The sequence below is a fragment of the Streptomyces sp. NPDC001852 genome (assembly GCF_042891825.1).
Lineage (GTDB): Bacteria > Actinomycetota > Actinomycetes > Streptomycetales > Streptomycetaceae > Streptomyces.
The window spans coordinates 125,997-151,288 of record NZ_JBIATN010000013.1; the positions used below are offsets into that span (position 1 = coordinate 125,997).

21 protein-coding genes and 2 pseudogenes are annotated in these 25,292 nt (G+C 69.9%); 7 read left to right on the forward strand and 16 right to left on the reverse strand.

Annotated features, from left to right (window positions below; genetic code table 11):
* Window positions 1-15: 15 nt before the first annotated feature.
* From ACFYZB_RS23350 to ACFYZB_RS23360, 3 genes are all read right to left on the reverse strand, one after another.
* Complete coding sequence (locus tag ACFYZB_RS23350) at window positions 16-471, reverse strand: DUF6884 domain-containing protein (protein WP_388761747.1); 456 nt, start codon at window positions 469-471, stop codon at window positions 16-18.
* A 353-nt stretch (window positions 472-824) separates the two neighbouring features.
* A complete protein-coding gene (locus tag ACFYZB_RS23355; RefSeq protein ID WP_388761750.1) occupies window positions 825-2,285 on the reverse strand; it encodes an MFS transporter in 1,461 nt (486 codons plus the stop codon).
* Between the two features lie 271 nt (window positions 2,286-2,556).
* Window positions 2,557-3,285 carry a DNA-3-methyladenine glycosylase gene (locus tag ACFYZB_RS23360; RefSeq protein WP_388761753.1) on the reverse strand — a complete coding sequence of 243 codons (729 nt, stop codon included), beginning with the start codon at window positions 3,283-3,285 and terminating at the stop codon, window positions 2,557-2,559.
* Window positions 3,286-3,515: 230 nt separating this feature from the next.
* Between ACFYZB_RS23360 and ACFYZB_RS23365 the strand changes: the two genes are divergently transcribed.
* Window positions 3,516-3,692 carry a hypothetical protein gene (locus ACFYZB_RS23365; RefSeq protein WP_388761756.1) on the forward strand — a complete coding sequence of 59 codons (177 nt, stop codon included), beginning with the start codon at window positions 3,516-3,518 and terminating at the stop codon, window positions 3,690-3,692.
* Between the two features lie 72 nt (window positions 3,693-3,764).
* Here the strand turns inward: ACFYZB_RS23365 and ACFYZB_RS23370 are convergent, their stop codons facing one another.
* Window positions 3,765-4,769: a GlxA family transcriptional regulator gene (locus ACFYZB_RS23370; protein WP_388761759.1), complete on the reverse strand. Its 1,005-nt coding sequence runs from the start codon at window positions 4,767-4,769 to the stop codon at window positions 3,765-3,767.
* A gap of 569 nt (window positions 4,770-5,338) precedes the next feature.
* Between ACFYZB_RS23370 and ACFYZB_RS23375 the strand changes: the two genes are divergently transcribed.
* Window positions 5,339-6,418 (forward strand): TDT family transporter, encoded by a 1,080-nt coding sequence (locus tag ACFYZB_RS23375; RefSeq protein ID WP_388761762.1) that lies wholly within the window; start codon window positions 5,339-5,341, stop codon window positions 6,416-6,418.
* A 115-nt stretch (window positions 6,419-6,533) separates the two neighbouring features.
* On the opposite strand, the gene ACFYZB_RS23380 is transcribed toward ACFYZB_RS23375, so the two are convergent.
* The 4 genes and pseudogenes from ACFYZB_RS23380 to ACFYZB_RS23395 all read right to left on the reverse strand — a co-directional run bounded on the left by ACFYZB_RS23380 (window position 6,534) and on the right by ACFYZB_RS23395 (window position 11,606).
* Complete coding sequence (locus tag ACFYZB_RS23380) at window positions 6,534-8,066, reverse strand: DUF488 family protein (protein ID WP_388761765.1); 1,533 nt, start codon at window positions 8,064-8,066, stop codon at window positions 6,534-6,536.
* Between the two features lie 219 nt (window positions 8,067-8,285).
* Window positions 8,286-8,654 (reverse strand): annotated as a pseudogene (locus ACFYZB_RS23385) (1-deoxy-D-xylulose-5-phosphate synthase); the annotation flags it as partial.
* On the reverse strand, window positions 8,648-8,794 hold the full coding sequence (locus ACFYZB_RS23390; RefSeq protein WP_388761769.1) for a 1-deoxy-D-xylulose-5-phosphate synthase N-terminal domain-containing protein: 147 nt from the start codon (window positions 8,792-8,794) through the stop codon (window positions 8,648-8,650). The gene ACFYZB_RS23390 and the pseudogene ACFYZB_RS23385, both read right to left, overlap by 7 nt.
* A gap of 67 nt (window positions 8,795-8,861) precedes the next feature.
* Window positions 8,862-11,606, reverse strand: coding sequence for a multifunctional oxoglutarate decarboxylase/oxoglutarate dehydrogenase thiamine pyrophosphate-binding subunit/dihydrolipoyllysine-residue succinyltransferase subunit (locus tag ACFYZB_RS23395; protein WP_388761772.1), 2,745 nt, complete (start codon window positions 11,604-11,606; stop codon window positions 8,862-8,864).
* Between the two features lie 380 nt (window positions 11,607-11,986).
* On the opposite strand from ACFYZB_RS23395, the gene ACFYZB_RS23400 reads away from it, so the two are divergent.
* Window positions 11,987-12,403 (forward strand): MarR family transcriptional regulator, encoded by a 417-nt coding sequence (locus ACFYZB_RS23400; RefSeq protein WP_388761775.1) that lies wholly within the window; start codon window positions 11,987-11,989, stop codon window positions 12,401-12,403.
* A gap of 369 nt (window positions 12,404-12,772) precedes the next feature.
* Window positions 12,773-13,161 (forward strand): annotated as a pseudogene (locus tag ACFYZB_RS23405) (MOSC domain-containing protein); the annotation flags it as partial.
* Window positions 13,162-13,808: 647 nt separating this feature from the next.
* On the opposite strand, the gene ACFYZB_RS23410 reads toward ACFYZB_RS23405, so the two are convergent.
* From ACFYZB_RS23410 to ACFYZB_RS23445, 8 genes are all read right to left on the reverse strand, one after another.
* A complete protein-coding gene (locus tag ACFYZB_RS23410; RefSeq protein WP_388761779.1) occupies window positions 13,809-14,687 on the reverse strand; it encodes an ABC transporter substrate-binding protein in 879 nt (292 codons plus the stop codon).
* 58 nt (window positions 14,688-14,745) lie between these two features.
* Window positions 14,746-15,501 (reverse strand): SDR family oxidoreductase, encoded by a 756-nt coding sequence (locus tag ACFYZB_RS23415; protein WP_351207782.1) that lies wholly within the window; start codon window positions 15,499-15,501, stop codon window positions 14,746-14,748.
* Window positions 15,498-16,187 (reverse strand): TetR/AcrR family transcriptional regulator, encoded by a 690-nt coding sequence (locus ACFYZB_RS23420; protein ID WP_388761782.1) that lies wholly within the window; start codon window positions 16,185-16,187, stop codon window positions 15,498-15,500. The genes ACFYZB_RS23415 and ACFYZB_RS23420 overlap by 4 nt, the downstream gene beginning before the upstream one ends.
* Window positions 16,188-16,267: 80 nt before the next feature.
* On the reverse strand, window positions 16,268-18,445 hold the full coding sequence (locus ACFYZB_RS23425) for a SpoIIE family protein phosphatase (protein ID WP_388761785.1): 2,178 nt from the start codon (window positions 18,443-18,445) through the stop codon (window positions 16,268-16,270).
* Between the two features lie 101 nt (window positions 18,446-18,546).
* A complete protein-coding gene (locus tag ACFYZB_RS23430; RefSeq protein WP_388761788.1) occupies window positions 18,547-19,749 on the reverse strand; it encodes a thiolase family protein in 1,203 nt (400 codons plus the stop codon).
* Complete coding sequence (locus ACFYZB_RS23435; RefSeq protein ID WP_388761791.1) at window positions 19,746-20,390, reverse strand: CoA transferase subunit B; 645 nt, start codon at window positions 20,388-20,390, stop codon at window positions 19,746-19,748. The genes ACFYZB_RS23430 and ACFYZB_RS23435 overlap by 4 nt, the downstream gene beginning before the upstream one ends.
* Window positions 20,390-21,145 (reverse strand): CoA transferase subunit A, encoded by a 756-nt coding sequence (locus ACFYZB_RS23440; RefSeq protein ID WP_388761794.1) that lies wholly within the window; start codon window positions 21,143-21,145, stop codon window positions 20,390-20,392. Before ACFYZB_RS23440 ends, ACFYZB_RS23435 begins: the two co-directional genes overlap by 1 nt.
* A 149-nt stretch (window positions 21,146-21,294) precedes the next feature.
* A complete protein-coding gene (locus ACFYZB_RS23445; RefSeq protein WP_388761797.1) occupies window positions 21,295-22,155 on the reverse strand; it encodes a DMT family transporter in 861 nt (286 codons plus the stop codon).
* Between the two features lie 515 nt (window positions 22,156-22,670).
* Here ACFYZB_RS23445 and ACFYZB_RS23450 point away from each other — a divergent pair.
* The 3 genes from ACFYZB_RS23450 (at window position 22,671) to ACFYZB_RS23460 (ending at window position 25,261) form a co-directional block, all read left to right on the forward strand.
* A complete protein-coding gene (locus ACFYZB_RS23450; RefSeq protein WP_388761800.1) occupies window positions 22,671-23,804 on the forward strand; it encodes a maleylacetate reductase in 1,134 nt (377 codons plus the stop codon).
* Complete coding sequence (locus tag ACFYZB_RS23455; RefSeq protein ID WP_388761803.1) at window positions 23,797-24,666, forward strand: dioxygenase; 870 nt, start codon at window positions 23,797-23,799, stop codon at window positions 24,664-24,666. Before ACFYZB_RS23450 ends, ACFYZB_RS23455 begins: the two co-directional genes overlap by 8 nt.
* A gap of 106 nt (window positions 24,667-24,772) precedes the next feature.
* On the forward strand, window positions 24,773-25,261 hold the full coding sequence (locus tag ACFYZB_RS23460) for a flavin reductase family protein (RefSeq protein WP_388761806.1): 489 nt from the start codon (window positions 24,773-24,775) through the stop codon (window positions 25,259-25,261).
* Window positions 25,262-25,292: the final 31 nt, after the last annotated feature.

Here is a 25,292-nt window from a genome sequence, read left to right on the forward strand (position 1 = left end):
CCGCCGCACGAAGTGTCATGTCAGAGGCAGTCCCCGTCCTTCGCGCAATGCTGCAAGCCGGGCCATTTGCTCACCCATGCCGCGTGCTCCGGCCAACGGCGTGTGGACGTGCGGCCAGACGGAGCGCACGAGGCTGATGTGTCGTGCACCGCCGAGGGCCACCACCGGGTCAAGGCCCACGATGTCACGCACGGTTGCCTGTTCCAGAAGGACCCGGTTCGTCACCGCGTCGGCTGCGCCATGAGGTGTGTCGTACGGCTCGATGACGTCGTCGAGGTCGAGGAGCCCGTGGCGTGCGGAGAGAATGAGCAGCAGGTCAGGATGCAGTGCGTCGGCCGCCTTGCGGCATGCCCGGTGGTAGGAGCCTACGTACATGTCTGCGGAGCGCGCGGGCGAGCCCAGTTTGCGGCTGCCGCACGGGATGACGACGAGTCGTGGCTTGACGTAGTCGAGATGGTCGTTCGTGGTCATGTCTGTTGTCCTGCCTGTGCGTGTGATGTGAGCACTACTGGTCGTGTGCCCGCCCGGCGTGTTCTGGTGGAGACCCGCCTGCGGGGCGGCCGAGCCGGGGGGATGACGGTGTCGGAGTGGAATTTCGAGAAGAACAAGGTCATGCCGGATGACGGGCTTGAGGCGTCCACGGGAGGGAGCAGGGGAGGCAGCCGATGGAAGCTCAGAGCCGGCAATGCCGCCGTTGCACGAACAGCCGGCGCACACTCGGCCTCTTCGAGTGGGGCCCACTATGTCCCCTGACACGCAGCGGCAGCACCATTCCGCCAGGCCCGCCGCGGCCGCAGACTCTCGCTTTCGCCGCCGGCGGCACGTCAGACCACGCGCTCCTCGGCGTTGGTCCTCACCGTCGGAGTCTCGGCCGGTGTCGGGCGGATTCCGGCGAAGCCTAGGAGCGCACCGAAGGCCGTCATGCCGGCGGCGATGGTGAAGCTGAAGGCGTAACCGTGCGCGGCGGCGGTCAACGGGTCGGCGCCCGCACGCCGCAGCACGGCGGCGTGGCCGGTGCCCAGTGAGACCAGGGCAGCCAGACCGATGGCGCTGCCGATCTGCATGGACGCATTGTTCATGCTGGTGGCGATGCCCGCGTCCTCACCGGTGGCGCCGTCCACTCCGGCGACAGTGGATCCGACGAGGACGAGTCCGCCTCCCAGCGGCACGAGGATCAGTCCGGGCAGTACGTCGGCCACATAGGTGCCGTGGCTGCTCAGCCCGGCAAGGAGGAGGTAGCCGACGGTGGTGACCGCAAGCCCTCCTCCGTTCAGGGCTCGCAGACCGAACCGGGGAAGGAGGCGTGGTGCCATCACGGTGGCGCTGAAGAGAATGACCAACCCGAACGGTACGAAGGCGAATCCGGTCGCCAGCGCGGAAAAGTGCAGTATGCGCTGGACATACAGGCTCAGTGAGAAGAAGAGGGTGGCGAAGCCGACGTAGTAGCAGATGCGAACGACGTTGGCGATGCTCCGGTTACGTGAGCGCAGGAATGCGAGGGGCACCAGAGGCTGGGCCACGCGGGCCTCCACCAGCACGAAACCGATCAAGCAGAGCACACCGAGCCCGACGCAGCCCACGACGGAGAACGAGAGCCATGCGTGGCTGTCCTTCGCCAGGAGGCCGAACACGACCAGGAGCAGACCGAGGGTGACCGTCACGGCGCCGAGGACGTCAGGCCGACCGCGCTTGGTGGCCCGGCTCTCGGAGACGAGCTTGAAGGTGGCGAGAAAGGCGAACGCGGCGATGGGCAGATTGATGAAGAAGATCCAACGCCAGCAGGCGATGGTGGTCAGGACGCCCGAGAGCACGACGCCCAGGGCCACACCAACTCCGGCCAGGCCACTCCAGATGGCCATGGCCCGTGCCCTTTCCTGCCGCTGTGTGAACAGCAGCGTCACCAGGGACAGTGCCGCCGGGCTCACGAGTGCCGCACCGACGCCCTGTACGAAGCGGCTGGCGATCAGTACACCGGCTTGCTGGGCCACTCCGGCGCTCGCCGACGACAGCGCGAAGATCGCCAAGCCGGTCAGGAAGAGGCGTCTGCGGCCGAGCAGATCGCCCAGGCGCCCGCCGAGCATCAGCAGCCCACCGTAGGTGACGGTGTAGCCGTTGACGACCCATGCCAGGCCGGTGGTCGTGAAGCCGAGATCGTGCTGGATGGGGGGCAGCGCAACATTGACCACGGTCACATCGAGGAGCAGCATCACCTGCACCAGGCAGATGATCCCGAGCGCGCGCCACCTGCGCGGATCCGGTTCGGGAGGGGGACTGATCGCAGTCATCACTGATCGCCTTCTGTTCGGTCGGGCCGCCGCCGTTCCCCCGGACGCCGTCTCAGGAGGCGAGGGCACGAGCCGGCCCGGCCCACGGACACTTCCTGAGCTGTTCAACGCGCAGGCGCCGGGTGTGCGTGGCCGCGGATAAGGACAGCGAAGGCGCACATTCGGTCTTCGCTGCGGGATCGGTACCGGAGCGAGCCTGAAACACCTTCGGGTGCCGCCGCCTCCGAGGAACGGCGTCGGCACCTGCGGTGTCCCGCGAGGGACGGAGGGGTCAGCCCTGCGCCCTCATCCCTCGGCGATACCCCGGGTGCGCCCGATAGGGGCTGACACTCGACTCGCCCAGCATCCAGAAGCGCCAGGGGTACGAAGCAGCAGAACCGCCCACCCCCGTCCGCGGCCCTCGACCGACCCGCGCGGACGAGACGCCCCCGGCGGGTTCCGCGAGGAACAACTCCGCCGCCTGGTCGCATGCTGACTGTCCGTCATGACGCAGATCGGCGATGCCCAACGCTCGCGCGAGGTTGGCCGGGCCGCGCGCCAGATCGCGCGCCCGTACCCCAGGCCCCCGGCGTTCTTGCGCGACGTCTGCTCCCTCCACGACGGTGCCGGCGCGGAGCAGCACCGAAGCGGGACGCCGCCCGGGTCCGCAGACGGCGTTCAGGCACCGATGCACCGCGTGCGTCCGGTACACATAGAAGGTCCCCGGGGCCCCGAACTCCGCTCGATTGGTCCGGTTCGGGCCTCGGAAGGCGTGCGAGGCAGGATCGTCCGGCCCCTCGTACGCCTCCACCTCGGTGATACGCACCGCCGTCACGCCGCGCTGCGAGCGCGAGACCACGAGAGCACCCAGGAGTTCGGGAGCCACTTCAAGGGCGGGCCGGTCGAAGAAGTGCTCGCGCAAAGCGGGCCGCCCTGCCGACGCCGCCCCTGGCTCATCGAACGCCCGCAATTGCTCGTGATCGGCCCCGCCCGCGCCCGGGACCGTCAGGTTCTCTGTCAAGCCGCTGCCTCCTGTTGAGATTCCGGGTCGCCGGATCCGGTGACCCCTCCGTCCCAGCGCTCTCCTTGCGTTGCTCCATGGCCGTAGAAGCTGCCGTGAGGCGCTCGGATACGGACGTTCGAGCCCCAGGGTGAGCGTTTCCGGGGCCGCGAGAAGATCGCGGCGCAACGCGGCATCCGGCCGACCGGCACTTCACCGTCCTGCGCATCACCGGCCAGGCGCATGTATGGGTGAGCGAATGCGTCATCACCTACGACGGTGCGCCTTCGTACTCGGTGAGCGTCATGGAATTCGCCGACCAGCAGGTCGTCCACGAGACGCGGTACTTCGCCGCTCCTCTCGGCAGGCCCGCGTGGCGGGCCGCGCTCGCGGAGCCGAGGCCGGGGCGAACCGTTGAGGATGCCTGATCGGCCTCGTCCGGCACGGCCGACGTGCCGGATCTCGGCGATTGCCCATGCGCGCCGGACACCTCCAGGGCATCAGGCAGGTTTGCCGTGGCCGGCGGTGTGCGTGGTGCGGAAGCGTGCTCGGTAGGCCCCCGGCGTGATGCCCAGGTTGCGCGTGAAGGCGCGGCGCAGCGACTCCGGTGACCCGAAGCCGGTGCGCCGGGCCACCGTGGCCATGGGGTCGTCGCTGTCTTCCAGCATCGCCTGGGCGGCCTCCATGCGGACCTGCTCGACGTAGCGGGCCGGGGTCGTGTGCATCTCGTCGTGGAAAAGGCGTGTCATGTGGCGGGTGCTCACACCTGCCCGCCGCGCCATGGCGGCGAGGGTGTGCGGGGCGGACGGGTCCTCGGCGACCGCGTCCAGGACCCGGCGCAGCATCTCCTGTCTCGCGCGCGGGGTGTGGGTGCGGACACTGAACTGGGACTGGCCGCCCGGCCGCTGCATGAACACGACCATGTCCTTGGCCACGGCGCGGGCGACGTCGGCGCCGAGGTGCTCCTCGACCAGGGCGAGCGAGAGATCGATGCCCGAGGTGACGCCTGCGGAGGTCATGATGTGGCCGTCGCGTACGAACAGGGCGTCCGCTTCCACGCTCACCTTCGGGTAGCGCAGGGCGAGCTGGTCGGCGAAGCGCCAGTGCGTGGTCGCCTTGCGTCCGTCGAGCAGTCCGGCCGCGGCGATGAGGAAGGCTCCGGTGCAGATGGACGCGGTGCGGCAACCATGTGCGTCGAGCGCCCTGATGGCGTCCAGCAGGGCGTCGTCCTTGATGAGGGAGGGCCATTCCGGGCCGCCGGGGATGATGACCACATCGCTGGCCGCCTGTACCTGCGCGGCAGCGAGGTCGACGCTTAGACCGGTGCCGGCTGCGGTGACCACGTCGGCGCCGTCGGGGGAGACCGTGCGTACGCGGTAGCGGCCGCCGAATTCGTTGGCTGTCGTGAACACCTCGATCGGGCCGGTGACGTCGAGCAGCCGTACGCCGGGGAAGACCAGCACGGTCACCAGGAGCGGCTTCCTGCCTGACGGCCTGTCCTTCATCGTGCGCCTCCCGGACGGACTGGGGCCCACATCGGAGGACACCATCATCCGCCCGGCGATGTTCTGCCGCTCCCGTGCCGATTGTCGTCCGCGTCCCTGCGGCATGCTGCTGCCTTCCGTGGTGTGGAACGAGGCATCGGGCTTCGGCGCCTCGCCCGTGTTTCAGCGGTCGCTTGCCGTCTCGTCATGGCCACAGGTGTGGCCACAACACGCTCGGACAAGGACATCGGGGCATCCGGCCGGCACCCGGCAACGGGCCTGCACGGTGCTCGATGTCCTGGTGTGAGGGCGTCATGGCGCGTGCTGTCCTGTGGCGGGAGCCGCGCTTCGCCATAGCGTCGAGGGCGCCAACGGGCCGACGGTCTCGGCCGCGTCCCTGAGCTGCTGGGTGTGGCCCGGCCAGTCGGCCGGCCCGTCACCGTGGCTGGTCGTGGACGGTGACGAATCCGACACCCCAAGAGAAGGCACTCCGCGCCGTGACACCCCACCCCAGTACCAGCCGAGCGGTCCCGTCCCAGGTCGGCCCGGCCACGAGAGCGTCCGCGGTCGGCTCGGCCCCGAGATCATCCGTGCATGTACGTGACCAGCCGGACGAGGGGAACGGCAGGGAGCGGGGCCGGCTCGGTCCCGGCTGGTTCGCCGCCGTCATGGGCAGCGGGATCGTCGCCGCCGCGGCCGCCACCCTGCCGCGCGGTTTCCCCGGGCTCGGCGAGGCCGCCACGGTGGTCTGGGCGGGGACCGCGCTGCTGCTGATCGTGCTCGCCGTCAGCTATATCGGGCAGCGGACGCTGCGGGCGCATGCCGGCGATCCGGTACTGGCCCAGTTCTTCGGGGCGCCCCCGATGGCTCTGCTCACCGTCGGGGCCGGGACGCTGCTGCTCGGCCGGCGGCTGATCGGGGAGCGTGCGGCGGTGGATGCGGACTGGGCGCTGTGGTCGGCCGGTACGGTGCTGGGTCTTGCCACCTCCTGCACGGTGCCGTATCTGATGGTCACGCGGCACCGTTTCACGCCGGACGCGGCGTTCGGCGGCTGGCTGCTACCGGTGGTGCCGCCGCTGGTCTCCGCCGCGACGGGCGCGCTGCTGATCCCGCGGGCGCCGGCCGGGCAGGTGCGGCTGGCCCTGCTGCTGTGCTGCTACTCGATGCTCGGGCTCGGGTTGGTCGCGGTCCTGCTGGTGCTGGCCATGGTCTACACCCGCCTGGTGCATCATGACGCGCCCGGCGGTGCGGTGGTGCCCACGATGTGGATCGGCGTGGGGGCGCTCGATCAGGCGGTGACGGCGCTGGGGACGCTGGCCACGGCGGCGCCGAGCGCGCTCCCCGCCCCGTACGCGCGCGGGAGTGGTGTCGTAGCGCTCCTGGGTGGGCTCGGGATCTGGGGCTTCGCCCTGCTGTGGCTGGTACTGGCCACGGCGCTGACCGTACGGGAAATCCGCAGAGGGCTGCCCTTCGCAGCCACCTGGTGGTCCTTCATCTTCCCCCTCGGTGCATGCGTCACCGCCACCAGCGCGCTCGCCGACCGTACCGGCTCGCAGCTGTTCGTCTGGATCGCCGTCGTCCTGTACGCCCTGCTCGTCGCCGCCTGGGCGGTCGTCGCCTGGCACTCCCTGCGCCATGCTGTCCGGCAGCGTGAGCGCGCCCGCAGCTGACAGGGCCCGTACAACTGACAGGGCCCGTGCAACGCTCCGCATGACACGGACGCGTCGCGCGAACCCGGCTGTCTGCCGACGGGCAGCCGGGTTCGCGCAGCACCGCAACACGTGCCTATGGCAGCGCCCCGGGTGCCGTCGAAGCCGTGCTCTGCGGGCGGGCCGTCTGCCCCGCACCGGCGGATCCGTGCGCGGTCGTGGGGCGGGCCCGGAGTCCGGCGGCCACCATGGCGGCGAACACGACAGCCCAGAACACCACGGCGATCCAGACCTCCCAGCGGCCCATGCTCGTCATCCACGAGGTTGCGGTCGCGCGTCCCAGCTCATGCGTGGTGACCGCATACATGCCGACCGGGAAGACGAGGTTCCACCAGCCGAGCTCGTAACGCAGCGGGATACGGCGCAGCGCGTGCCGCCAAACGCCCAGAGCCAGCAGGAGCGGGATCAGCCAGCTTGAGAACGCCCACAGGACGACGGACGTCCCGATGACGAACGGGCGCGACAACATCGTGGTGCCTGGATGGAGTGCGATCAGCCGGACTCCGGCGAGCACGGCGATCGCCGCCGCACCCATGAAGATCCATACGGACGTCATGAGGCCTTCCGGCTGCACCGGCCGGGCCAGCAGCCGGGCCAGGACCAGCGCGGCGGTCAGCAGGTACTGCATCAGGCCGACGGCCCAGCACACCACTGCCAGGACGGCCAGTGCGTGTCCCGGGGTCACCCGGGCCAGCGATGCCGCCGCGACCGCCACCGACTCCGATCCCACCGACCACAGGAACCAGGTGCCGTTCACCTGGTCGAGCGAGGGGCCCCGCTTCAGCGTGGTGATGAGCGCGAGCGGGATGCCGTAGTCCAGCACCACCCATCCCAGCGTTCCGAACGCCAGGAACGCCCCGGCGACCGCGGTGTGTCCGGCCGGCACAAAGCGAGCGGCCAGCACGTTCGAGGAGATCGCGAGGGTGAGGAACGCGAAGGCACGCGGTCCGAGGAGATCCGCGACGAACCGCTCACGCCTGCGCAGCAGCCGCCAGCCGTAGGCGGGCACCAGTACGGCATAACCGGCCAGGGCCACCCACAGCAGTACGGCGGAGGCGGTGTCGGCGCCGTTGACGTACAGGGCCGTGGAGACGATGCCGGTGCCCATCACGAACGCGAGTGCGCCGGGGTTCAGACTGGCCACCGCGGCGGAGACGGCCGCGCGGTGTCCGGGCGGCCGGGAACCGGGGGCGGTATGTCCGTGCTCGGGAAGGGCGGCATCCGGGCGCCGCTCATCGTGAGAGCCGGGTTCGGTGAGCCATTCGGCCAGGACCGCGGTATGGCTGTGGTCCATGTCCTGGGTGGATGTCAGCAGGGTGAGGCTGCGGTGTTGGGCCAGGTTGCGAAGCCGGGCAGCTGCGTATTTGTGCCGTTGATCGCCCAGCTCGATGAGATAGCGGCGGCGGAACTCACCGAACTGCTGGGGATGGTGGCCGTACCAGCGCTGCAGCTCGACGGATGGTGCGACCTCCCGCAGCCACTCGTCGAGCGGTGCGCCTTGCCGGCGCAGACCTTCCGGCCAGACCCGGTCGACCAGCACGCGCTCGCCGACCTCGCCGACCTCGCTTGGCGTCTGCTCGTCGATTCTGCGGCAGATGATCTCGCACATGACGCATCCTCCGGCCGCTTTCGCAGTAGATGCATTTTACTGGTATGCGAAATTCATTGCCTTTTGGGTGCGTGGATGGTGCAGGACCGGTGGGTACCGCGGTGACGGCTGCGCGGGCCAGGGTCTGGGTGACGGTGTGCGCGATCGCCTGAGCGGCCGGGCCTGCTTCCGCGAGGATCTCGGCCCGGGTGGCCTGCCAGGGAAACCCGTCCGCCACGCCCCCTGCTCGGCGCACAGCTCCGCCGCTTCGAGAGCGACCGAGGCCGTCGTTCCGACAGCGACCAGCAGGACACCGCCGCCGGGGGCCTGGCGCAGGACGTCGACCGCACCGGCGCGGCCGACCGCCGGGCCGACCGTGCCTCTCGGGTAGCGCAGGACCGTCGGCGCGTCGGTGATCGACACGGACTGCCGCAACTGCCTCCGCAGCGTGCGCGCATCGCGGGGAGCCCCGATACGCAGGCCGGGGACGGCTTGGAGCATCGCAAGATCCCACAGCCCGTTGTGGCCGGGTCCGTCGTCACCGGTGACTCCGGACCGGTCGAGGACCAGGGTCGCACCGAGCCGGTGCAGCGCGAGGTCCATCAGCACGTGGCCCCTTCCAGGGCTGCTTCCAGGGCGGTGATGTCGTGGCCGTCGACGGGTCCGAGGTAGTGCGGTCCCAGCTCGCAGAAGAGCGAGTGCGGCATCACGGCCTCCGCGCTGCCCCTGCGAGGCCCGCTTTCAGGCACTCCTTGCTGCCGTGCTGTCGACGGATACGCGCGGTGGGCAGCCGATGCGCACCGCGCGAGCCGCTGATCACTGGAAGGCCGATGTCACGAGAGCCTTCTGCTCGACGCCGTGCCGACGGGCCGAGCCGACCGCGGGCGCGGGCGCCTCGGGCCGGCTCACGCACTCCACAGCGCGCCGGGTCAGCCGGTGCAGACGCGGCGCGACGAACGACCACGCGCCCTGGTTCTCCGGCTCCTCCTGCACCCACCGCACGTCCGCGGCCGCGGGGAAACGGGCGAGTTCCGTCGCGAGTTCCTCGGCGGGGAACGGGTAGAGGCGCTCCACGCGGACGATCGCCGTGTCGGTCGTGCCCGCGGCGTGCCGGTGGGCGTCGAGGTCGTAGAAGACCTTGCCCGAGCACAGCAGCACGCGCGAGACACGGGCCGGGGCCGTCGTGTCGTCCGGCACGACCGGGCGGAAGCCGCCCTGGGTGAACTCGGCCAGGGTGGAGACGGCCGCCTTCGACCGCAGCATCGACTTCGGGGTGAAGACCACCAGTGGTCTGCGGCCGTCCAGCGCCTGCTGCCTGAGCAGATGGAAGTAGTTGCCCGGCAGGGAGGGCATGGCCACGGTCATGTTGTCCTGCGCGCACAGTTGCAGGAAGCGTTCGATCCGGGCGGAGGAGTGGTCCGGACCCTGGCCCTCCAGGCCGTGGGGCAGCAGTATGGTCACTGCGGAGCGCTGGCCCCACTTCTGCTCGGACGAGGCGATGTACTCGTCGACGACCGTCTGCGCGCCGTTGGCGAAGTCACCGAACTGGGCCTCCCACAGCACCAGGGCTTCCGGACGGGTCTGCGCATAGCCGTACTCGAAGGCCAGCGCCGCCAGTTCGGACAGCATCGAGTCGTACGGTGCGAAACTCGCGGCCTGCGGGCTGAGGGAGTTCAGCGGCGTGTGCTCCGCGCCGGTGCGCCGGTCGGTCAGTACGGCGTGGCGCTGGCCGAAGGTGCCGCGCCGGGAGTCCTGTCCGGCCAGCCGTACCGGGACGCCCTCCAGCAGCAGCGAACCGATCGCCAGTGTCTCCGCGGTGGCCCAGTCGACGGTGCCGGTGTCGAGCGTCGCCGTACGCCGGTGGAGCTGCGGCAGGACACGCGGGTGCACGGTGAAGCCCGGCGGCAGGTCGGTCTGCGATGCGATGACCTGACGGGCTGTCGCCTCGTCGATCGCGGTCGCCGTGCGCTGGGTGACCGCCTGTCCGGCGTCGGCGCAAGGAAGGTCTTCGGCCGGTGCGGGAGCGGGCAGCGCCCGGGTCTCGGCGAAGGCCCGTTCGAGGTGATCCTGGTAGTTGCGGCGGGCACTGTCCGCCTGCCGCTCGCCGATGTCCCCGCGGCCTATGAGGGCCGCGGCGTACAGCGTGCGCACCGAAGCCTTGGCGGCGATGCGTTCGTACATCATCGGCTGCGTGATGGACGGGTCGTCGACCTCGCTGTGCCCGTGGCGCCGGTAGCAGACCAGATCGACCACGACGTCCTTGTGGAACGTCTGGCGGTAGTCGAAGGCCATCCGTGCGACGCGGTCGACGGCTTCCGGGTCGTCGCCGTTGACGTGGAAGATCGGGGCCTCCACCATCCGTGCCACATGGGTGGCGTACGTGCTCGAACGGCCGCTGGCGGGCAGGGTGGTGAAGCCGACCTGGTTGTTGACGACCACGTGGACCGTCCCGCCCGTGCGGTAGCCCGGCAGTTGCGACATGTTCAGGGTCTCGGCGACCACGCCCTGGCCGGCGAAGGCCGCGTCGCCGTGGAGGACGACCGGCAGTACGGGGAAGGGCTCGCCCTGGTCCCCGGCCAGGTCCTGCTTGGCGCGCACCACGCCCTGGGCCACCGGCCCCACGATCTCCAGGTGCGAGGGGTTCGCCACGACCGAGACGGCGATGGTGCCGCCGTCCAGGGCACGGTAGGTGCCCTCCGCGCCGAGGTGGTACTTCACGTCCCCCGAGCCCTGGACCGACCGGATGTCCACCGCGTCCTCGAACTCGTCGAATATCTGGCCGTAGGACTTGCCGATGATGTTGGCCAGGACGTTGAGCCGGCCGCGGTGCGCCATCCCGATGACGGCTTCTTGGACACCGTCTTCGATGGCGCGGAGCAACAGGGCGTCGAGCAGCACGATGGCCGACTCGCCGCCTTCGAGCGAGTACCGCTTCTGGCCCACGTACTTGGTCTGCAGGAACGTCTCGAAGGCTTCCGCGGCCCCCAACCGGTAGAGGATCCGCAGCTGTCCGGCACGGTCCGGGCGGCGCTGCGGCCCCTCGACGCGCTGCTGGATCCAGTGGCGTTCCCGGGCGTCCTGGATGTGCATGTACTCGAACCCGGCGGTGCGGCAGTAGAACTCCCGCAAGGCGCCGAGCACTTCGTCGAGTGACATCGTGGCGCGCCCGGCGAACCCGTCCACGGCGAAGTCCTCCGCCCGGTCCGAGTCGTCAAGTCCGAACGCGGCGATGTCGAGCTCGGGATGTGCTGCGGCGGGCCGCGCCATGAGCGGGTCCGTTCCGGCCATCAGGTGCCCGCGCACGCGATACGCGTGGATGAGCGCCGCGACCCGTACCGCCTTGAGCGCCGCCTCGTCGGTGCCCTTGTGGTGTTGGGCTGCGGCGGTCGGTGAGGCCGCGGCGGCCGGGGACACCAGAGTGGCGAAGAAGTTCCTCCACGTCTGGTCGACCGAGCCGGGGTCGTGGAGGTAACGCCGTCGCTGCTCGTCCACGACCCATTCGTTGAGCCCGAAGTCCAGCCCGTGAGACGCTGCTCGAGCGGTGTCTGATTGCGACGCCATGGCGCGAACGCCTTCTTTCCTCTGCGAAGCCTTGGGATGGCGGACGCGGCTACGGCGGTCGTCCGCCTGCGTGTCAGGTGTTCGAGGACTTGGCAACCGTTGCGGAGACCGACCCGTTCGACCGCGTCGCAGTGACGACGCTAGGACGCCGGGAGTGCGGAGACGGATGGCCGGGCGCGCCACGACGGCCTCACATCAGGACATCGGACGGGTGACGGCCTGCTGCCTGCCCTCGTCGCACATTCGGAGTGCGGGCGGGTGACGCCGTCCTGATCCGAGGGCTTCGTGTCCGTCCGGTCCGGGACCGACGTCGTAGGGAATCTGGTTGTGATGCTACGGCCGCGGGCTTGTGGCCGGAGAACCGACCCCTGGGAAGAAACATGATCGACTACGATTTGTCGGACACCACGCGGTGGGAGGTTCCAGGGGTCCTGCGGACCTTGGGCCTGGTGCACGGTGAGTTGCGGGTGCGGCACGGTCTGTCGATCCATGACTACCTCATTCTCGGCACGCTCGCCGAGGCCGCGAGCGGATCTGTGCCCGTTGCCGAGCTGGCGGCGTTCCTCCAGGAGTCCGGGGACCGGATGTCCTACCTCCTCAGGGGTCTGCAGGCGGCCGGACTGATAGATCGCCGTCGTCGTGCCGGAGACCGCAGGACGGTCGAGGCCACCCTGACCGACGCAGGACGCTCCAGGTTCGCCGCCGCCGAGACGACCGCGCAGGTGCTGATGCGCCAGCACCTCGGTCCGGGACTGGACACCCAGGAGCCGTCCGGCCGATCGTGTGACGTCACTTGATCTGCTCGTTTTCCACGCCCACGGCTGTGGTCGGCGGACGGCACCTGGGCTCGCGGCTTGTGCGGCGAATCCAGCCCGTGGCCTACAGCGGGCGAGATCGACTGCGACGTCCTTGAGCAGCGTTTCCCCTTCCGGACCCCCGGGATCAGCAGGACGTCGCATGGCTCCCGGACATCATCGACCCGCACATCGGCGCCGAGGCGGGTCCCAGCGGAGGTGATCACGTCCGTAGTGACACATCCGCCTTCGGACGGCCTGCTGTCAGAAGGCACGCATACGATGGGACCTATGTGCGACTGAGCGCGCTTCTCGGCGAGGCACAGCCTCATGAGGGGGCTGCCCCGGCTACCGCCGCGCAGGAGGTCCACCATGGCGACGCTGTGGTCCGTCAACGTAGGACTGCCCAAGGATGTGCCCTGGCAGGGAAGGACCGTGCAACTGGAGCCTGGAAGGCCCCTGTCCAGGGCTCCCGCATGGTCCGGCGGCTGAACGTCGACGGAGACGGTCAAGGAGATCTGGCCGGGCACGGCGGCGAAATGCGAGCCGTCCTCGTCTACCAGCTGCAGTCCTACCAGTACTGGCAAAAACAGCTCGGACGCGACGACCTGACCTTCGGGATCTTCGGGGAGAACTTCACGGTCGACGGCCTGGCCGACAACGAAGTGTGCATCGGTGACCGGTACCGCATCGGCGAAGCGGAATTCGAAGTCTCCCAGCCCCGCGTCACCTGCTACCGGGTCGGCATGCGCCTGGGCGAAGTGTCGTCCTCGATCTGTGATCGGCCGACAAAGCGGGTGAGGAGCCGGCTGACCAGCCACGTAGCCGTGGTGAATCACACGCCGGACGCACACCCTCGATACCCGTGGCGGCCGTCTGTCCGCCGGCACCGAAACCGCGCAGGGCCGGCGTTCAGGACTGCATGAGCCTCGACCGCACCTCTCTGATGGGTTCCGCCGTTGAAGCGCGGGCGGCGCGGAGCCGACACCCGGCCAACGTCAGGCCGCTTTCGACCACCAGGGTGCGCCGGTCGTGTGCAGCGCGTCGTGGTAGTCCGCGGTGGCGCTCATGGCTGTGGTAGCCCGGCGCACCGGGTGCGGCTCACCCGAGTCGCTTCGCAGAGCGTTGCTACGGCAGCTGGCTGTGACACCTGGTGCGTTCCGGGCCACTTTCCGCACGACCGGCGTGGGCACTTCCGAGGCGGGCTCGGCGCATTCGGAGGTGTCGGTGCGGGACGCGGTCGGACCGTCATCCGACTACGAGTTGAGCGACCACATCCCTTGTGGTGCGACGCCTTCGACCACGTCGCACCGACAACGCCAAGGCGCCGGGAGAGCTCCGATGGATAGGATCACGTGCCATAACTGCCGTATAGGCGCCGCCGACGTCGCTCCACAGGTCCTGATGCCTAGGCTGTGGTGGCCGCAGTGTGGAAGAACTCGGCCGCGGTGACGCCGGCGGGAACGCCGAGTTCGGCGGCGACCGCGGTGATCGCCTGGTCGCCGACAGCGAGGTCGGCCTGGCCGTCCGTGGTGAAGTACGGCGCGATGAACGTGTCGTAGTGGGCTCGGGCTTCTTCCGCGGTCTGTCCGCCGAGGAATGTCTGCATGTGGCGCACCGTGGTGTCGGGGTCGTCGTGGATCACCTGAAGGGCGCGCCGGTGGGCTCGTACGACGGCCTGGACCGCGGGGTCGTCGGGCGCGATGTAGGTGGGGTCGACCGCCACGCCCACGGTGGGAATCTGGAAGTGGTCGCCGACCCAGGCCAGCACGTTCCAGCCGTGCTCGGCGGCCACCGCCTCCGGTGCCATGGTGCTGCCGACGTAGGCGGCGTCGATGCTGCCGTCGTTGAGCCGGCGCAGGTCCATGCCGTAGTCGCCGGGCGAGCGGACGATGGTCTTCACGTCGCGGTCCGGGTCGAGGCCGGCCTTTCGCAGCACGATCCGGGCGAATGCGCCGGGCGGGGTGTGCGGGGCGTGGACGGCCAGCCGCCGCCCGGCCAGGTCGGCCAGGGAGGTCAGGCCGGGGCGGGCGAGGAACCAGAACAGCGGGCGTTGGGTGTTGACACTGAGTGCGACCCACGGGGTGCCGTCCGTCAGTCGTGACAGCAGTGCCCGGCCGAGCCCGATGGTGGCGCAGCGGCGCAGCCGTTCCACGTCCCAGGTGCAGCCGTCGCGCAGTGCGACGTGGACACCCTCCTCGGCGTAGTAGTCCTGCTGGTCGGCGATGTAGGCGGCGAGTTCTTCGTGCAGGCCCCGTCCGACGTAGGCCAGGTCGATCGTGTGCATGAACGTCTTTCCTTGATTGTTTAAGGCTTCGGCCGCGTGTGCGGAGGTCAGCGGGGTGTCAGTACATGGCCAAGCCGCCGTTGACCGCGGCCGTGGTGCCGGTCATGAAGGAGTTGTCCTCGGCGGCGTAGAAGGCGACCGCTTGGGCGACGTCGGCCGGGTGAGCCAGGCGTCCCAAGGGGGTGGCGGCCACCTGCCGCTGCCTCGTCGCGTCGTCGAGCACGGCATCGGCGGTGCGGGACTCGACCGGGCCGGGCGAGACGACGTTGACCGTGATGCCCTGCGGGCCGAGTTCCTGGGCGAGATACCGGGCGAACTGCTCGAGTGCGGCCTTGGAAACGCCCAGCGCGATCATGCCCGCCCGAGGCAGGCGGCTGAGTCCGGTGCCGATGTAGATGAGGCGTCCCCACCCTCGTTCGGTCATCGTGGGCAGTACGGCTTTGGTGACCGCGAACGCCGCATGCATCTCGGCGTCGATCTTGCCGCCCAGTTCTTCCCACGTCATGTCCTGGAACGGCTTGACCGCATACGGGATGAGCGCGTTGTGCACGAGCACGTCGATGCCGCCCCAAGCCGCCTGGACCTGTCCGACCATGCTCTCGACGGCCGCCTCCTCGCGCACGTCGGCCTGCACGGCCATGGCCTGGCCGCCTGCGGCCTCGATGTCGGCCACGACCTCCTCGGCCGCCTTGGTGTTGCGGAGGTAGTTGACCACCACGCGCATTCCTCGCGCGGCCAGAAGTCGCGCCGTGGCCGCGCCGATTCCGCTGCTGGCCCCCGTCACCAATGCCACCCGGCCGGTTGTCCCGGTCATCGGCCCACCTCCTGCTCGTCGTCGCGGGCCGTCGGGATGACCGCCCGGGGTTGTTCGTCGTCGATGCCCTGGCCTGTCGGGCGGATCGCCCCGTACAGCACGGTGTCGACGGTCGCCCGCAGCAGATCGGCCGCGGTCCAGTCCAGATCGCGCGGCAACTCCGACATGAGCAGCCGCTCCAACGCGCCGCGGGTGATCTCACTCAGCAGCTCGGGCGGCGCCGGCAGCAAGCCCTGCTGGTGTCCCTCCCGGAACAGCTCGTCGAGCCGCTGGTAGACCACCGCGTCCACACGCTGCTCCACGTACTGGCGCAGCATCGCGTCGCCCCGCCCGGTCGCGAGCTGAGGCGCGCCGATCCGTCCGAGCTCACTGCCCGCCGCGATCAGGAACCGCTGCACCCGTACAGCGAACGGCTGCCCTGCTGCGTCCTCGGTCGCCGCCATCAGCGTGCGCTCCACCGCGGCGAACTGGCGGTCCAGCACCGCGGCCAGCAGGCTGCGCTTGTCCGGGAAATGGCGGTAGATCGTCTTCTTGCTCATCCCGAGCTCACGAGCGAGATCGTCCATGCTCACCCGCGCGAAACCCGACCCGAAGAACAGCCGGCCGGCCGCCTCCACGATCACGTCCGCACGCCGCTCGTCACTGGGGGAAACCGAAGAAACCGAATTAGTTTCCATGGTTCCCATCGTTGTCCTCGGTCCCTGCGCTGTCAAGGCATGCCGTGCGGCCGCAGTGCCTGCCGTGCAAGCTCAGCCGGGGGCGCGCGCTATCCGGTGGTGGCAAGCCCGATGAGCAGCAGGGCGATGTCGTCCGTCCGGGGCGCGGTCTGCCGTGCATGGTCGATCAGGGTCGTGGCGAGCCGGTCCATGGGCTGGGCCGAGGCGCGGGCGAGCTGGGTGGCGAGCCCTGACATGGCGTCGTCCATGTCGACCCCGGGAGTCTCGACGAGGCCGTCGGTGTACAGGGCGAGGACGGTGCCGGGGGTCAGCGGGATCTCGGTGGCGGGATAGTCCGCGTCGGGGTCGATGCCGAGCAGCACGCCGGGTCGGAGCGGAAGGACCTCGGCGTGGCCGTCCGGGCGACGCAGAACGGGCGGGGGATGGCCGGCGGTGGCGAGGACGGCTCGGCTGTGTGCGAGGTCGAGATGGGCGTAGAGGCAACTGACGAAGCGGCCCGGGTCCATGGCGACCAGTTGGCGGTTGGCCTGTGCGAGGGCCTGTGACGGCGTGGCCCCGGAGGCGGCGTGCGAGCGGATGGCGGGGCGCACCCGGCCCATGAGCGCGGCGGCGTTGACGTTGTGGCCCTGGACGTCTCCGATGACCGCGGCGGCGGTGCTGTCGTCGACCCGGACGAGGTCGTAGAAGTCGCCGCCGATGTCCATGCCGCGGACGCTGGGCAGATAGCGGGCCGCCACATCCAGTCCGGGAAGGTCGGGCAGCGAGTCGGGGAGCAGGGCCGCCTGCAGGGTCTTGGCGAGTTCGTTGCTGGTGTCGTACAGGCGCGCCCGTTCCAGCGCCTGCGCGATCAGTCCCGCGAGCGCGATGAAGACGACCCGCTGCTGGTCGGGAAAGGGGTGGGGCCGGTCGAAGGCGAACACGCACGAGCCCACCGGACGCCCGGAGGCGATCAGCGGCAGAAACACCCAGGCATGCAGACCCTTCTGGTGCGGGGCGGGCGGGTAGGCCCGGGACAGCTCGTCGAAGGAGGCGAAGAAGCTGGGCACGCCCGTGGCGAGGACCCGGACCGCGGGTGCCGGGTGGGTCAGCGGCATGCCGTCGAAGTGTTCGAGCAGCGAGGGGTTGTAGCCGCTGCGGCCGATGACCCGCATTCTGCCGTCCTCGGCTGCGAGCAGGGCGACGGTCCGGGCTCCGAACGCCGGCAGCATCTCCTCGGTGACCAGATCGACCACGTCCGAGACGCCCACGGTTTCGGAGAGGGCGGCGGCCAGGTGCAGTACCCGGTAGACCTCGCCGAGGCGGATCGGCTCGCCCTGGAACGTTTCCGTCCCGGTGGGCGCCGGCTGCGAGTCTCCGCCCGGACCGGTCGGCGATATGCGGACGCTCACCCCCGAGTCGTCGGGGTAGAGCTCGAACGCGAGCCACTGGTCCGGTGGGTGCATGGCGGTGTAATAGCCGGGCTTCCGGCTGACCACGGTGGCGCGGAAGTGGTCCTCGAAGGCCGGGTCGGTGTGCCCGGGCAAGGACTGCCAGGGACGCGTGCCGATCAGATCGTCGGGGCTGCTCGCGCCCAGCAGGGCGGCGGCGGTGGCGCTGACGTAGGTGAACCTGCCCTCGAGGTCGAGGGAGCAACTGCCCCAGGGCAGCCGCTCGACGAGGTCGGCCGCGGCGAGCGCCTCGGCCGGCCCCCGCTTGCGAGCGGGCGACTGCACCAGGGTGCGGGGTGTGGGTCCCGGACCGAGGGCATGGCCAGTGCCGGCGGCGTCGCGCAGGAACCGTCCCAGACGCCGACCGGCGGCACGGACCCGTTCAGGGCTCGGGCCGTCGGCACGGGTGGAGCCGGCGCCGGGCCAGAACAGCAGCAGTGCGCCCCAGACCGTCGTGCCGGTGAGGAGCGGCGCCGCGGCCACCGCATGGTGGTAGGGCAGGGCGATCGCCGTGCGCGGGTAGCGACGGGCGAGCTCCTCCGGGTCGCCGAGCCAGACGAGCCGCCGCTCGCGCACCGCATCGGTCACGGGAAAGCGGCTCGACAGCGGGACCCCGAACCAGGGCGCGAGATACTCCGCCGGCATCCCTGCGGTCACCTCCAGCCGCAGGGTCTGCCCGTCGGACGCCAGCAGGAAGACCGCTCCCGCGTGTACGCCCGTGTCGCGCACGGCGAGCTCCAGCAGCCGGTCCAGCTCGGCACGGCGCAGGGACCCGGCGGGCGGCGAAGGGGGGCGGGGCCCCTCGGGCTGCGCCGTGCCGCCTTCCCGCATGGCGCACATACCAGTACCGTACGTCCGCACCTGCCGACCCCGCGCGGAAGCCGCTGCCGATCCCGGTCCCGGACGCTGTTCCCCACGACGGTCTGCTCGTCCCGTGCGTGTCAGCGTTCGAGGACGAGGGCGAGTCCCTGGCCCACGCCGATGCAGAGGGTGGCCACGCCGGTGCCGGTGCCGCGGCGGGCGAGCTGGTGGGCGACGGTGCCGGCCAGGCGGGCGCCGGAGGCGCCGAGGGGGTGGCCGAGCGCGATCGCGCCGCCCTGCGGGTTGAGGATCGCCGTGTCGAACTCGGGCCACTCGGCGAGGCAGCCGAGGACCTGGGCGGCGAAGGCCTCGTTCAGCTCCAGTACGTCGAGGTCGGCGAAGGTCCGGCCGGCTTTGGCCAGGGCCCGGTGCACGGCTTCGACGGGGGCGAGGCCGAAGTAGTCGGGGTCGATCGCGGACACTCCGGTCGCACAGACGCGGGCCAGCGGCTCGCGGCCGATGGCGTTCACGCCCTCCTCGTCGGCCAGCAGCAGGGCGGCGGCTCCGTCGTTGAGCGGGGAGGCGTTACCAGCCGTCACTGTGCCGTCTTTGGTGCGGAAGGCCGGCTTCAGCTTCGCCATCGCGGCGAGGGAGACGTCGGGGCGTACGCACTCGTCGGCCGCGAACAGCTGGGGGTCCCCCTTGCGCTGCGGGACGGGGACGGCCGCCAACTCGGCTTCGAACAGGCCCTCTTCCTGGGCGGCGGCGGCCTTCTGGTGGCTGTGCAGGGCGAAACCGTCCTGCTGCTCTCGGCTGATCCCGTGCTTTTCGGCGATCAGCTCGGCCGACTCCCCCAGAGGGATGGTCCATTGCGGGTTCATCGCCGGGTTCACCATCCGCCAGCCCAGCGTGGTGGAGCACAGCTCGGCGTGGGCCGCCGGGAACGGCCTGTCGTTCTTGGGCAGCACGTAGGGGGCGCGGGTCATGGACTCGACGCCGCCGGCGATGGCGATGGAGGCGTCGCCGACGGCGATGGCGCGGGCGGCCTGGATCACGGCTTCGAGTCCGGAGGCGCACAACCGGTTGACCGTCGCCCCGGGCACGCTCGTGGGCAGGCCGGCGAGCAGCGCCGCCATGCGGGCGACGTTGCGGTTCTCCTCGCCGGCGCCGTTGGCGTTGCCGAAGTACACGTCCTCGATGCGCTTGGGATCCAACTGGGGTATGCGGGCGAGGAGTTCGCGGACGACCTGGGCGGCCAGGTCGTCGGGGCGTACGGAGGCCAGGCCGCCGTTGTAGCGTCCGATCGGCGTGCGCACGGCGTCGACGATGTAAACGGGGTTCATAGGAGGCCCTCCGTGACGGTCAGCTTGGCGTCGGTCCTGGCGATGATCTCCTCGACGTCGACGGCCGGCGCGCACTCGACCAGCACAAGCCCCTCGTCGGTGACGTCGAGGACACCGAGGTCGGTGATGATCCGGTTCACGCAGCGCCTCCCGGTCAGCGGCAGCGCGCACTCGGTGAGGATCTTCGGCGAGCCGTCCTTGGCGGTGTGCGTCATGACGACGATGACCGTGCGGGCACCGTGGACCAGGTCCATGGCGCCGCCGATCCCCGTGATCATCTTTCCGGGGATCGCCCAGTTCGCCAGGTCTCCCTGCGCGGAGACCTGCATGGCACCCAGCACCGCGACGTCGATGTGGCCGCCGCGGATCATCGAGAATGACAGCGCCGAGTCGAAGAAGGAAGCACCTGGCAGGACCGTGACGGTCTCCTTCCCGGCGTTGATGAGATCCGGGTCGACCTCGTCCTCACCCGGGTAGGGGCCGGTGCCCAGGATGCCGTTCTCCGACTCCAGGATCACCTCCACCCCTGGCGGCAGGTAGTTCGGGATCAGCGTGGGCAGGCCGATGCCGAGATTGACGTACTGGCCGTCGCACAGCTCACGCGCGGCGCGGGCAGCCATCTCCTCACGGGTCCAGGCCATCAGCTGCTCACCGTCCGCCGCTCGATCTTCTTGTCGGCCGCCTGCTCCGGGGTAAGGACCAGCACCCGCTGGACGAAGATGCCGGGCAGATGCACCGCGTCCGGCTCGATCTCGCCGGGCTCGACCAGTTCCTCCACCTCCGCGATCGTGACCTTGCCGGCCATGGCCGCGAGGGGGTTGAAGTTGCGGGCGGACTTGCGGAACACCAGGTTTCCGTGCCGGTCGCCCTTCGCGGCCCGCACCAGCGCGAAATCGGTGCGGATGCCGTGCTCAAGCACGTACTCGGTGCCGTCGAAGTCCCGCACCTCCTTGGCCGGCGAGGCCAGCGTGACCCCGCCGGAGCCGTCGTAGCGCCAGGGCAGTCCGCCCTCGGCGACCTGCGTGCCCACCCCGGCCGGGGTGTAGAACGCGGGAATGCCGGCACCCCCGGCGCGCAGCCGTTCGGCGAGCGTGCCCTGCGGGATCAGCTCCACCTCCAGCTCCCCGGCCAGGTACTGCCGCGCGAATTCCTTGTTCGCCCCGACATACGATCCCGTCACCCGTCCGATCCGGCCCGCCGAGAGCAGTACCGCCAGGCCCGAATCCATGGCCCCGCAGTTGTTCGAGACGACCGACAACCCGCCGACGCCCCGCTCGTACAGTGCCTGGATCAGCACGTTCGGCACGCCACTCAACCCGAACCCACCCACGGCCAACGACGCGCCATCCGGCACATCCGCCACGGCCTCCAGGGCCGTATTGACCAATTTGTCCATGTGCTTCGGATCCTCACATGCTCGCGTGAATTTTGGAGACCTGATTCCACGGTCCGAGGTCACGGTTCACTTGGCCATCCCGCAGATCGGCGATATTGGCTGCGATCGCAGGGTTGTGCCGCCGGCCTTTGTTGCACCGAACCGGTATTTCACGTCATTGCGGGAATGAGATGCTGACGTGACAGGCGGGTCACCCCATACGCCACCAGCGCGAGCCCGAATACCTGCAGGGTCAGCCACCAGCCACCACGGAGCCTTTCCCCGTAGAGCGTGACACCGAGAGTCAGGCTCACCAGTGTGTCGCCGAGGGTCAGGGCCGGCTGGGAGGCGACCAGTGGTCCGGACTGCATGGCGTTCTCCAGCAGGAACAGGGCGCACACGCCGAGAGCGGCGAACGCATAGGTCTGCCATGCGGCGAAGAAGGCACTCATGCCCTGGCGGCTGAGGATGACGGTCGAGGACTTCATGAGCGCGGCAGTGAGGGAGTAGGAGACGGCAGCGGCCGACCCCAGGCATGCGGCGCGGCCAGGGCCGTTGGGCAGCTTGACCGCGACGCTGCACAGCACCGCCACGGCGAGCAGGCAGCAGGTTCCCACCGCCGTCCACCGGGCCGCAGGGACCCGGGGAGTGCCACCGGTCGGCGCTGCCGCGAACAGCGCCAGGCCAAGGCCGACGGCGATTCCGGCTACGGGCAGCCAGCCGGCCCTGGGCAACGGGCGCCCGAAGACGACGCTTGCGAGCAGCAGCACGAACGGCAACTCCAGCATGAAGAGCGGCTGCACGATCGCCAACGCACCGGTGGCCAGCGCGGCGCCCTGGAACATCGCCGAGAGGACGACCCCGCCTATGCCGAGCAGCCAGACCGGGGTGCGCAGCAGGTCCCACATGAGGCCGATGCGCAGAGCGTTGGACTGCGGGACGAGGATGGCGGCCCGGCGCTGCATCACCGTTCCCAGAGCGTTGGTTGCAGCTGCGAGGAGAGCGAAGATCGGCGACAGCACGGTCAGCATCGTTGTCTCCTGTCGGCTAGTGCATTGATCGATGATCGATCGCTCTGGGTCGTTCAGTGCCCTGCGAGAAGATCTCGCGCCCTCCGGCCCGGGGCTGTCCCGGACGCCGGGTCGGAGGGCTGTCAATGGGTGGGCAATGCGCTCCTGGAACACCGATGGCCCCTGCGTGCATCCCGTCTGCCGCCGTCGTCCCGGGTGACCTCGATCACCAGCCGTGGATCAGGTGCGTGCCGGGCTGCCGGCACCTGGCCCGGGAAGCGCACGAAAAGCGCCCGGATTCCAGGCATATGCTGCTTGGCAGACTTCCGGATCCACCATCCCAGTTCCTGGGCACCCCCGGCATCCCGTAGATGGGTGATATCCGTCGAGAGCCGGAGGCCCGCGCGCGGCGCCTGTCCCACGAACAAGGTATTTCACCGCCGGCGCTCGTTATCCCCCGCGGATTCCGTTGACCCCCGTCATTCAAGCATCGAGAGTTTTGTTTCCAAGCAGACGGCGGGACTGGGGAAATACTCATGAAGACATTCGTGCATCGGGGACAGATCACCAAGGTGGTCTTCGGCAGCGGTACGCGCAGCCGTATCCCTGAAGAGGCTGATGCCCTCGGATGCCGTCGGGTTCTCATCCTGTGCACACCCGGTCAAGCGGGCCAGGCAGCGGAGGTACACGACGTACTGGGTACGGCGGCGGTGGGAACCTTCACGGAAGCTGCTCCGCACACCCCCGTCGAGGTCACGCAGAACGCGGTCGCGTATGCCAGGACCGTGGGGGCGGACTCGGTCCTCGCCATCGGCGGTGGCTCGACGATCGGCCTCGGCAAGGCGATCGCCCTGCGGACCGGGCTGCCACAGCTGGCGCTGCCCACCACGTACGCCGGCTCGGAGATGACGCCGATCCTCGGAGAGACCGAAGGGCGCCGGAAGACGACCCGCCGACTGCCGGAAGTGCTGCCGAAGACCGTGGTGTACGACGTCGACCTGACGTTCACGTTTCCCGCGGCGGCCTCGGTGGTCAGCGGCATCAACGCGATGGCGCACGCCGTGGAGGCCCTCTACGCACAGGACCGGGACCCGCTCGCCTTCCTGATGGCCGGTGAAGCGCTCGAATCCCTCATCCGCTCCCTCCCGGTCGTCGCGCAACGTCCCGACGACCGCGAGGCGCGGGCCGACGCCCTGCACGGGGCATGGCTGGCCGGCACGTGCCTGGGCACGGTGGGCATGGCCCTGCATCACAAGGTGTGCCATGTGCTGGGCGGCACGTTCGGGCTTCCGCACGCCGAAACCCACGCTGTCGTCCTGCCGCACGTGGTCGCCTACAACGCACCGGCGGCGCCCGAGGCCATGGCACGCATCGCGAAGGCACTGTCGGCGGTTGATGCCGCCGGCGGACTCTTCGACTTCGCGGGAAGGCTCGGCGCCCCCCGGGCACTGCGGGACCTCGGCATGCCGGAATCGGGCATCGAGCAGGCGGCCGAACTCATCGTGCGCGACGGCTACTGGAACCCGCGACCGGTCGAACGGACGGCGGTACGCGCCCTCCTGGCCCGCGCCTGGGCAGGGCAGCAGCCGTGCACATCACCCGGCGACGGACATCCCCGGACCATGTCCGCGACCCACCACCCAACCACCACGGGAGCGCGTCATGCGTGATCTGACCAGCGACACCATCACCGAGGCCGCGATCTCGACCATGCGGAACACCAAGGACTCCCGCGTCGCCGAGATCCTGGAATCACTGGTGCGGCACCTGCACGACTTCGTCCGCGACGTCGAACTGACGCAGGACGAATGGGCCCGGGGAATCGACTTCCTGACGCGCACCGGGCAGACGTGCACCCCGACGCGTCAGGAGTTCATCCTGCTGTCCGACGTGCTCGGCGTCACCATGCTGGTCGACGCCCTGACCAACCGACGCTCCAGCCAGGCCACGGAGAACAGCGTGCTGGGCCCGTACTTCAGGGAGGACAGGCCGCAGCAGGCCGACGCCGCCGACATCTCCGGAGGTCTGCCCGGTACCCCGCTGTTCTTCGAGGGACGGGTCGTGGACCACGAGGGAGCGCCGGTCGCAGATGCGGCGGTGGACGTCTGGCACAGCGACTCGGACGGCCACTACGACATCGAGGTACCCGGCCTGGACGAGCCGGCCATGCGCGCGCTGTTCCGCACCGACGGGACAGGGCACTTCGGCTTCCGTTCCATTCGCCCGTCCAGCTACCCGATCCCCGGTGACGGCCCGGTCGGCGAACTCATGAGCGCGACCAGCAGGTCGCTCATGCGCCCCGCCCATGTGCACCTGCTGATCGAGGCTTCGGGGTTCCAGCGCGTGACCACCATGCTCTTCCCCTCGGACGACCCGTACCTGGACACCGATCCGGTGTTCGGCGTCAGGCAGTCGCTGATCGAGCGCTACGACACGTACGCGGCCGACTCCGGGCCCTACCGCGGAACGACCGAGGTCCCGTACACCCTGCTGCGCCACACCTTCGTCCTCGAACCCCTCGTCACGGACTGATCCCCACGGCGCCACCACGACGAGAGCCGGTCATCCACCAGGACGGCCGACGCCGAACACTCCATCACACCGCGGGGTTCGGCCCCGCATTCACGGAGGTCCTCAGATGAGTGAAACCCTCGACAAAGTCTTCGGCTTCCGCGCCACGATGAGCCGACTCGCCACAGGCGTCAGCGTGATCACCACACGCTCGGGCAGCACGGCCATCGGCATGACGGCGAGCGCCGTCTCCGCGCTGTCCCTCGAACCGCTCCAACTGCTCGTGTGCATCGGCAACCAGCTGTACACGCGAACCGCGATCGCGGAGCACGGTCGCTTCGCCGTCAACGTCCTCGGCGAGGACAGCGAGCACCTCGCGCGAAACTTCGCCGTTTCCAAGCCGGACAAGTTCGCGGGTGTGGAGATCATCGACGACCACGGCGTGCCGGTGCTGAAGGACGCCATCGCGGCTGTCGTGTGCGACGTCGCCGCGGCACTGCCCGGCGGCGATCACACCATCTTCGTGGGCGACGTCCGCCACTTCGAACACCGGGTGGAAGGCCGGCCGCTGCTCCACTTCGGCGGAGACTTCGGCACGCTCAGGCCTCCCTGCTAGCGCCGGTGACAGCGGCCCGACGGAGGCTGCC

Coding starts and splice junctions, on each gene's coding strand:
- ACFYZB_RS23350 (WP_388761747.1), bottom strand. CDS start 471: ATGACCACGAACGACCATCTCGACTACGTCAAGCCACGACTCGTCGTC.
- ACFYZB_RS23355 (WP_388761750.1), bottom strand. CDS start 2,285: ATGACTGCGATCAGTCCCCCTCCCGAACCGGATCCGCGCAGGTGGCGC.
- ACFYZB_RS23370 (WP_388761759.1), bottom strand. CDS start 4,769: ATGAAGGACAGGCCGTCAGGCAGGAAGCCGCTCCTGGTGACCGTGCTG.
- ACFYZB_RS23380 (WP_388761765.1), bottom strand. CDS start 8,066: ATGTGCGAGATCATCTGCCGCAGAATCGACGAGCAGACGCCAAGCGAG.
- ACFYZB_RS23395 (WP_388761772.1), bottom strand. CDS start 11,606: ATGGCGTCGCAATCAGACACCGCTCGAGCAGCGTCTCACGGGCTGGAC.
- ACFYZB_RS23400 (WP_388761775.1), top strand. CDS start 11,987: ATGATCGACTACGATTTGTCGGACACCACGCGGTGGGAGGTTCCAGGG.
- ACFYZB_RS23410 (WP_388761779.1), bottom strand. CDS start 14,687: ATGCACACGATCGACCTGGCCTACGTCGGACGGGGCCTGCACGAAGAA.
- ACFYZB_RS23415 (WP_351207782.1), bottom strand. CDS start 15,501: ATGACCGGGACAACCGGCCGGGTGGCATTGGTGACGGGGGCCAGCAGC.
- ACFYZB_RS23420 (WP_388761782.1), bottom strand. CDS start 16,187: ATGGGAACCATGGAAACTAATTCGGTTTCTTCGGTTTCCCCCAGTGAC.
- ACFYZB_RS23425 (WP_388761785.1), bottom strand. CDS start 18,445: ATGTGCGCCATGCGGGAAGGCGGCACGGCGCAGCCCGAGGGGCCCCGC.
- ACFYZB_RS23430 (WP_388761788.1), bottom strand. CDS start 19,749: ATGAACCCCGTTTACATCGTCGACGCCGTGCGCACGCCGATCGGACGC.
- ACFYZB_RS23435 (WP_388761791.1), bottom strand. CDS start 20,390: ATGGCCTGGACCCGTGAGGAGATGGCTGCCCGCGCCGCGCGTGAGCTG.
- ACFYZB_RS23440 (WP_388761794.1), bottom strand. CDS start 21,145: ATGGACAAATTGGTCAATACGGCCCTGGAGGCCGTGGCGGATGTGCCG.
- ACFYZB_RS23445 (WP_388761797.1), bottom strand. CDS start 22,155: ATGCTGACCGTGCTGTCGCCGATCTTCGCTCTCCTCGCAGCTGCAACC.
- ACFYZB_RS23450 (WP_388761800.1), top strand. CDS start 22,671: ATGAAGACATTCGTGCATCGGGGACAGATCACCAAGGTGGTCTTCGGC.
- ACFYZB_RS23455 (WP_388761803.1), top strand. CDS start 23,797: ATGCGTGATCTGACCAGCGACACCATCACCGAGGCCGCGATCTCGACC.
- ACFYZB_RS23460 (WP_388761806.1), top strand. CDS start 24,773: ATGAGTGAAACCCTCGACAAAGTCTTCGGCTTCCGCGCCACGATGAGC.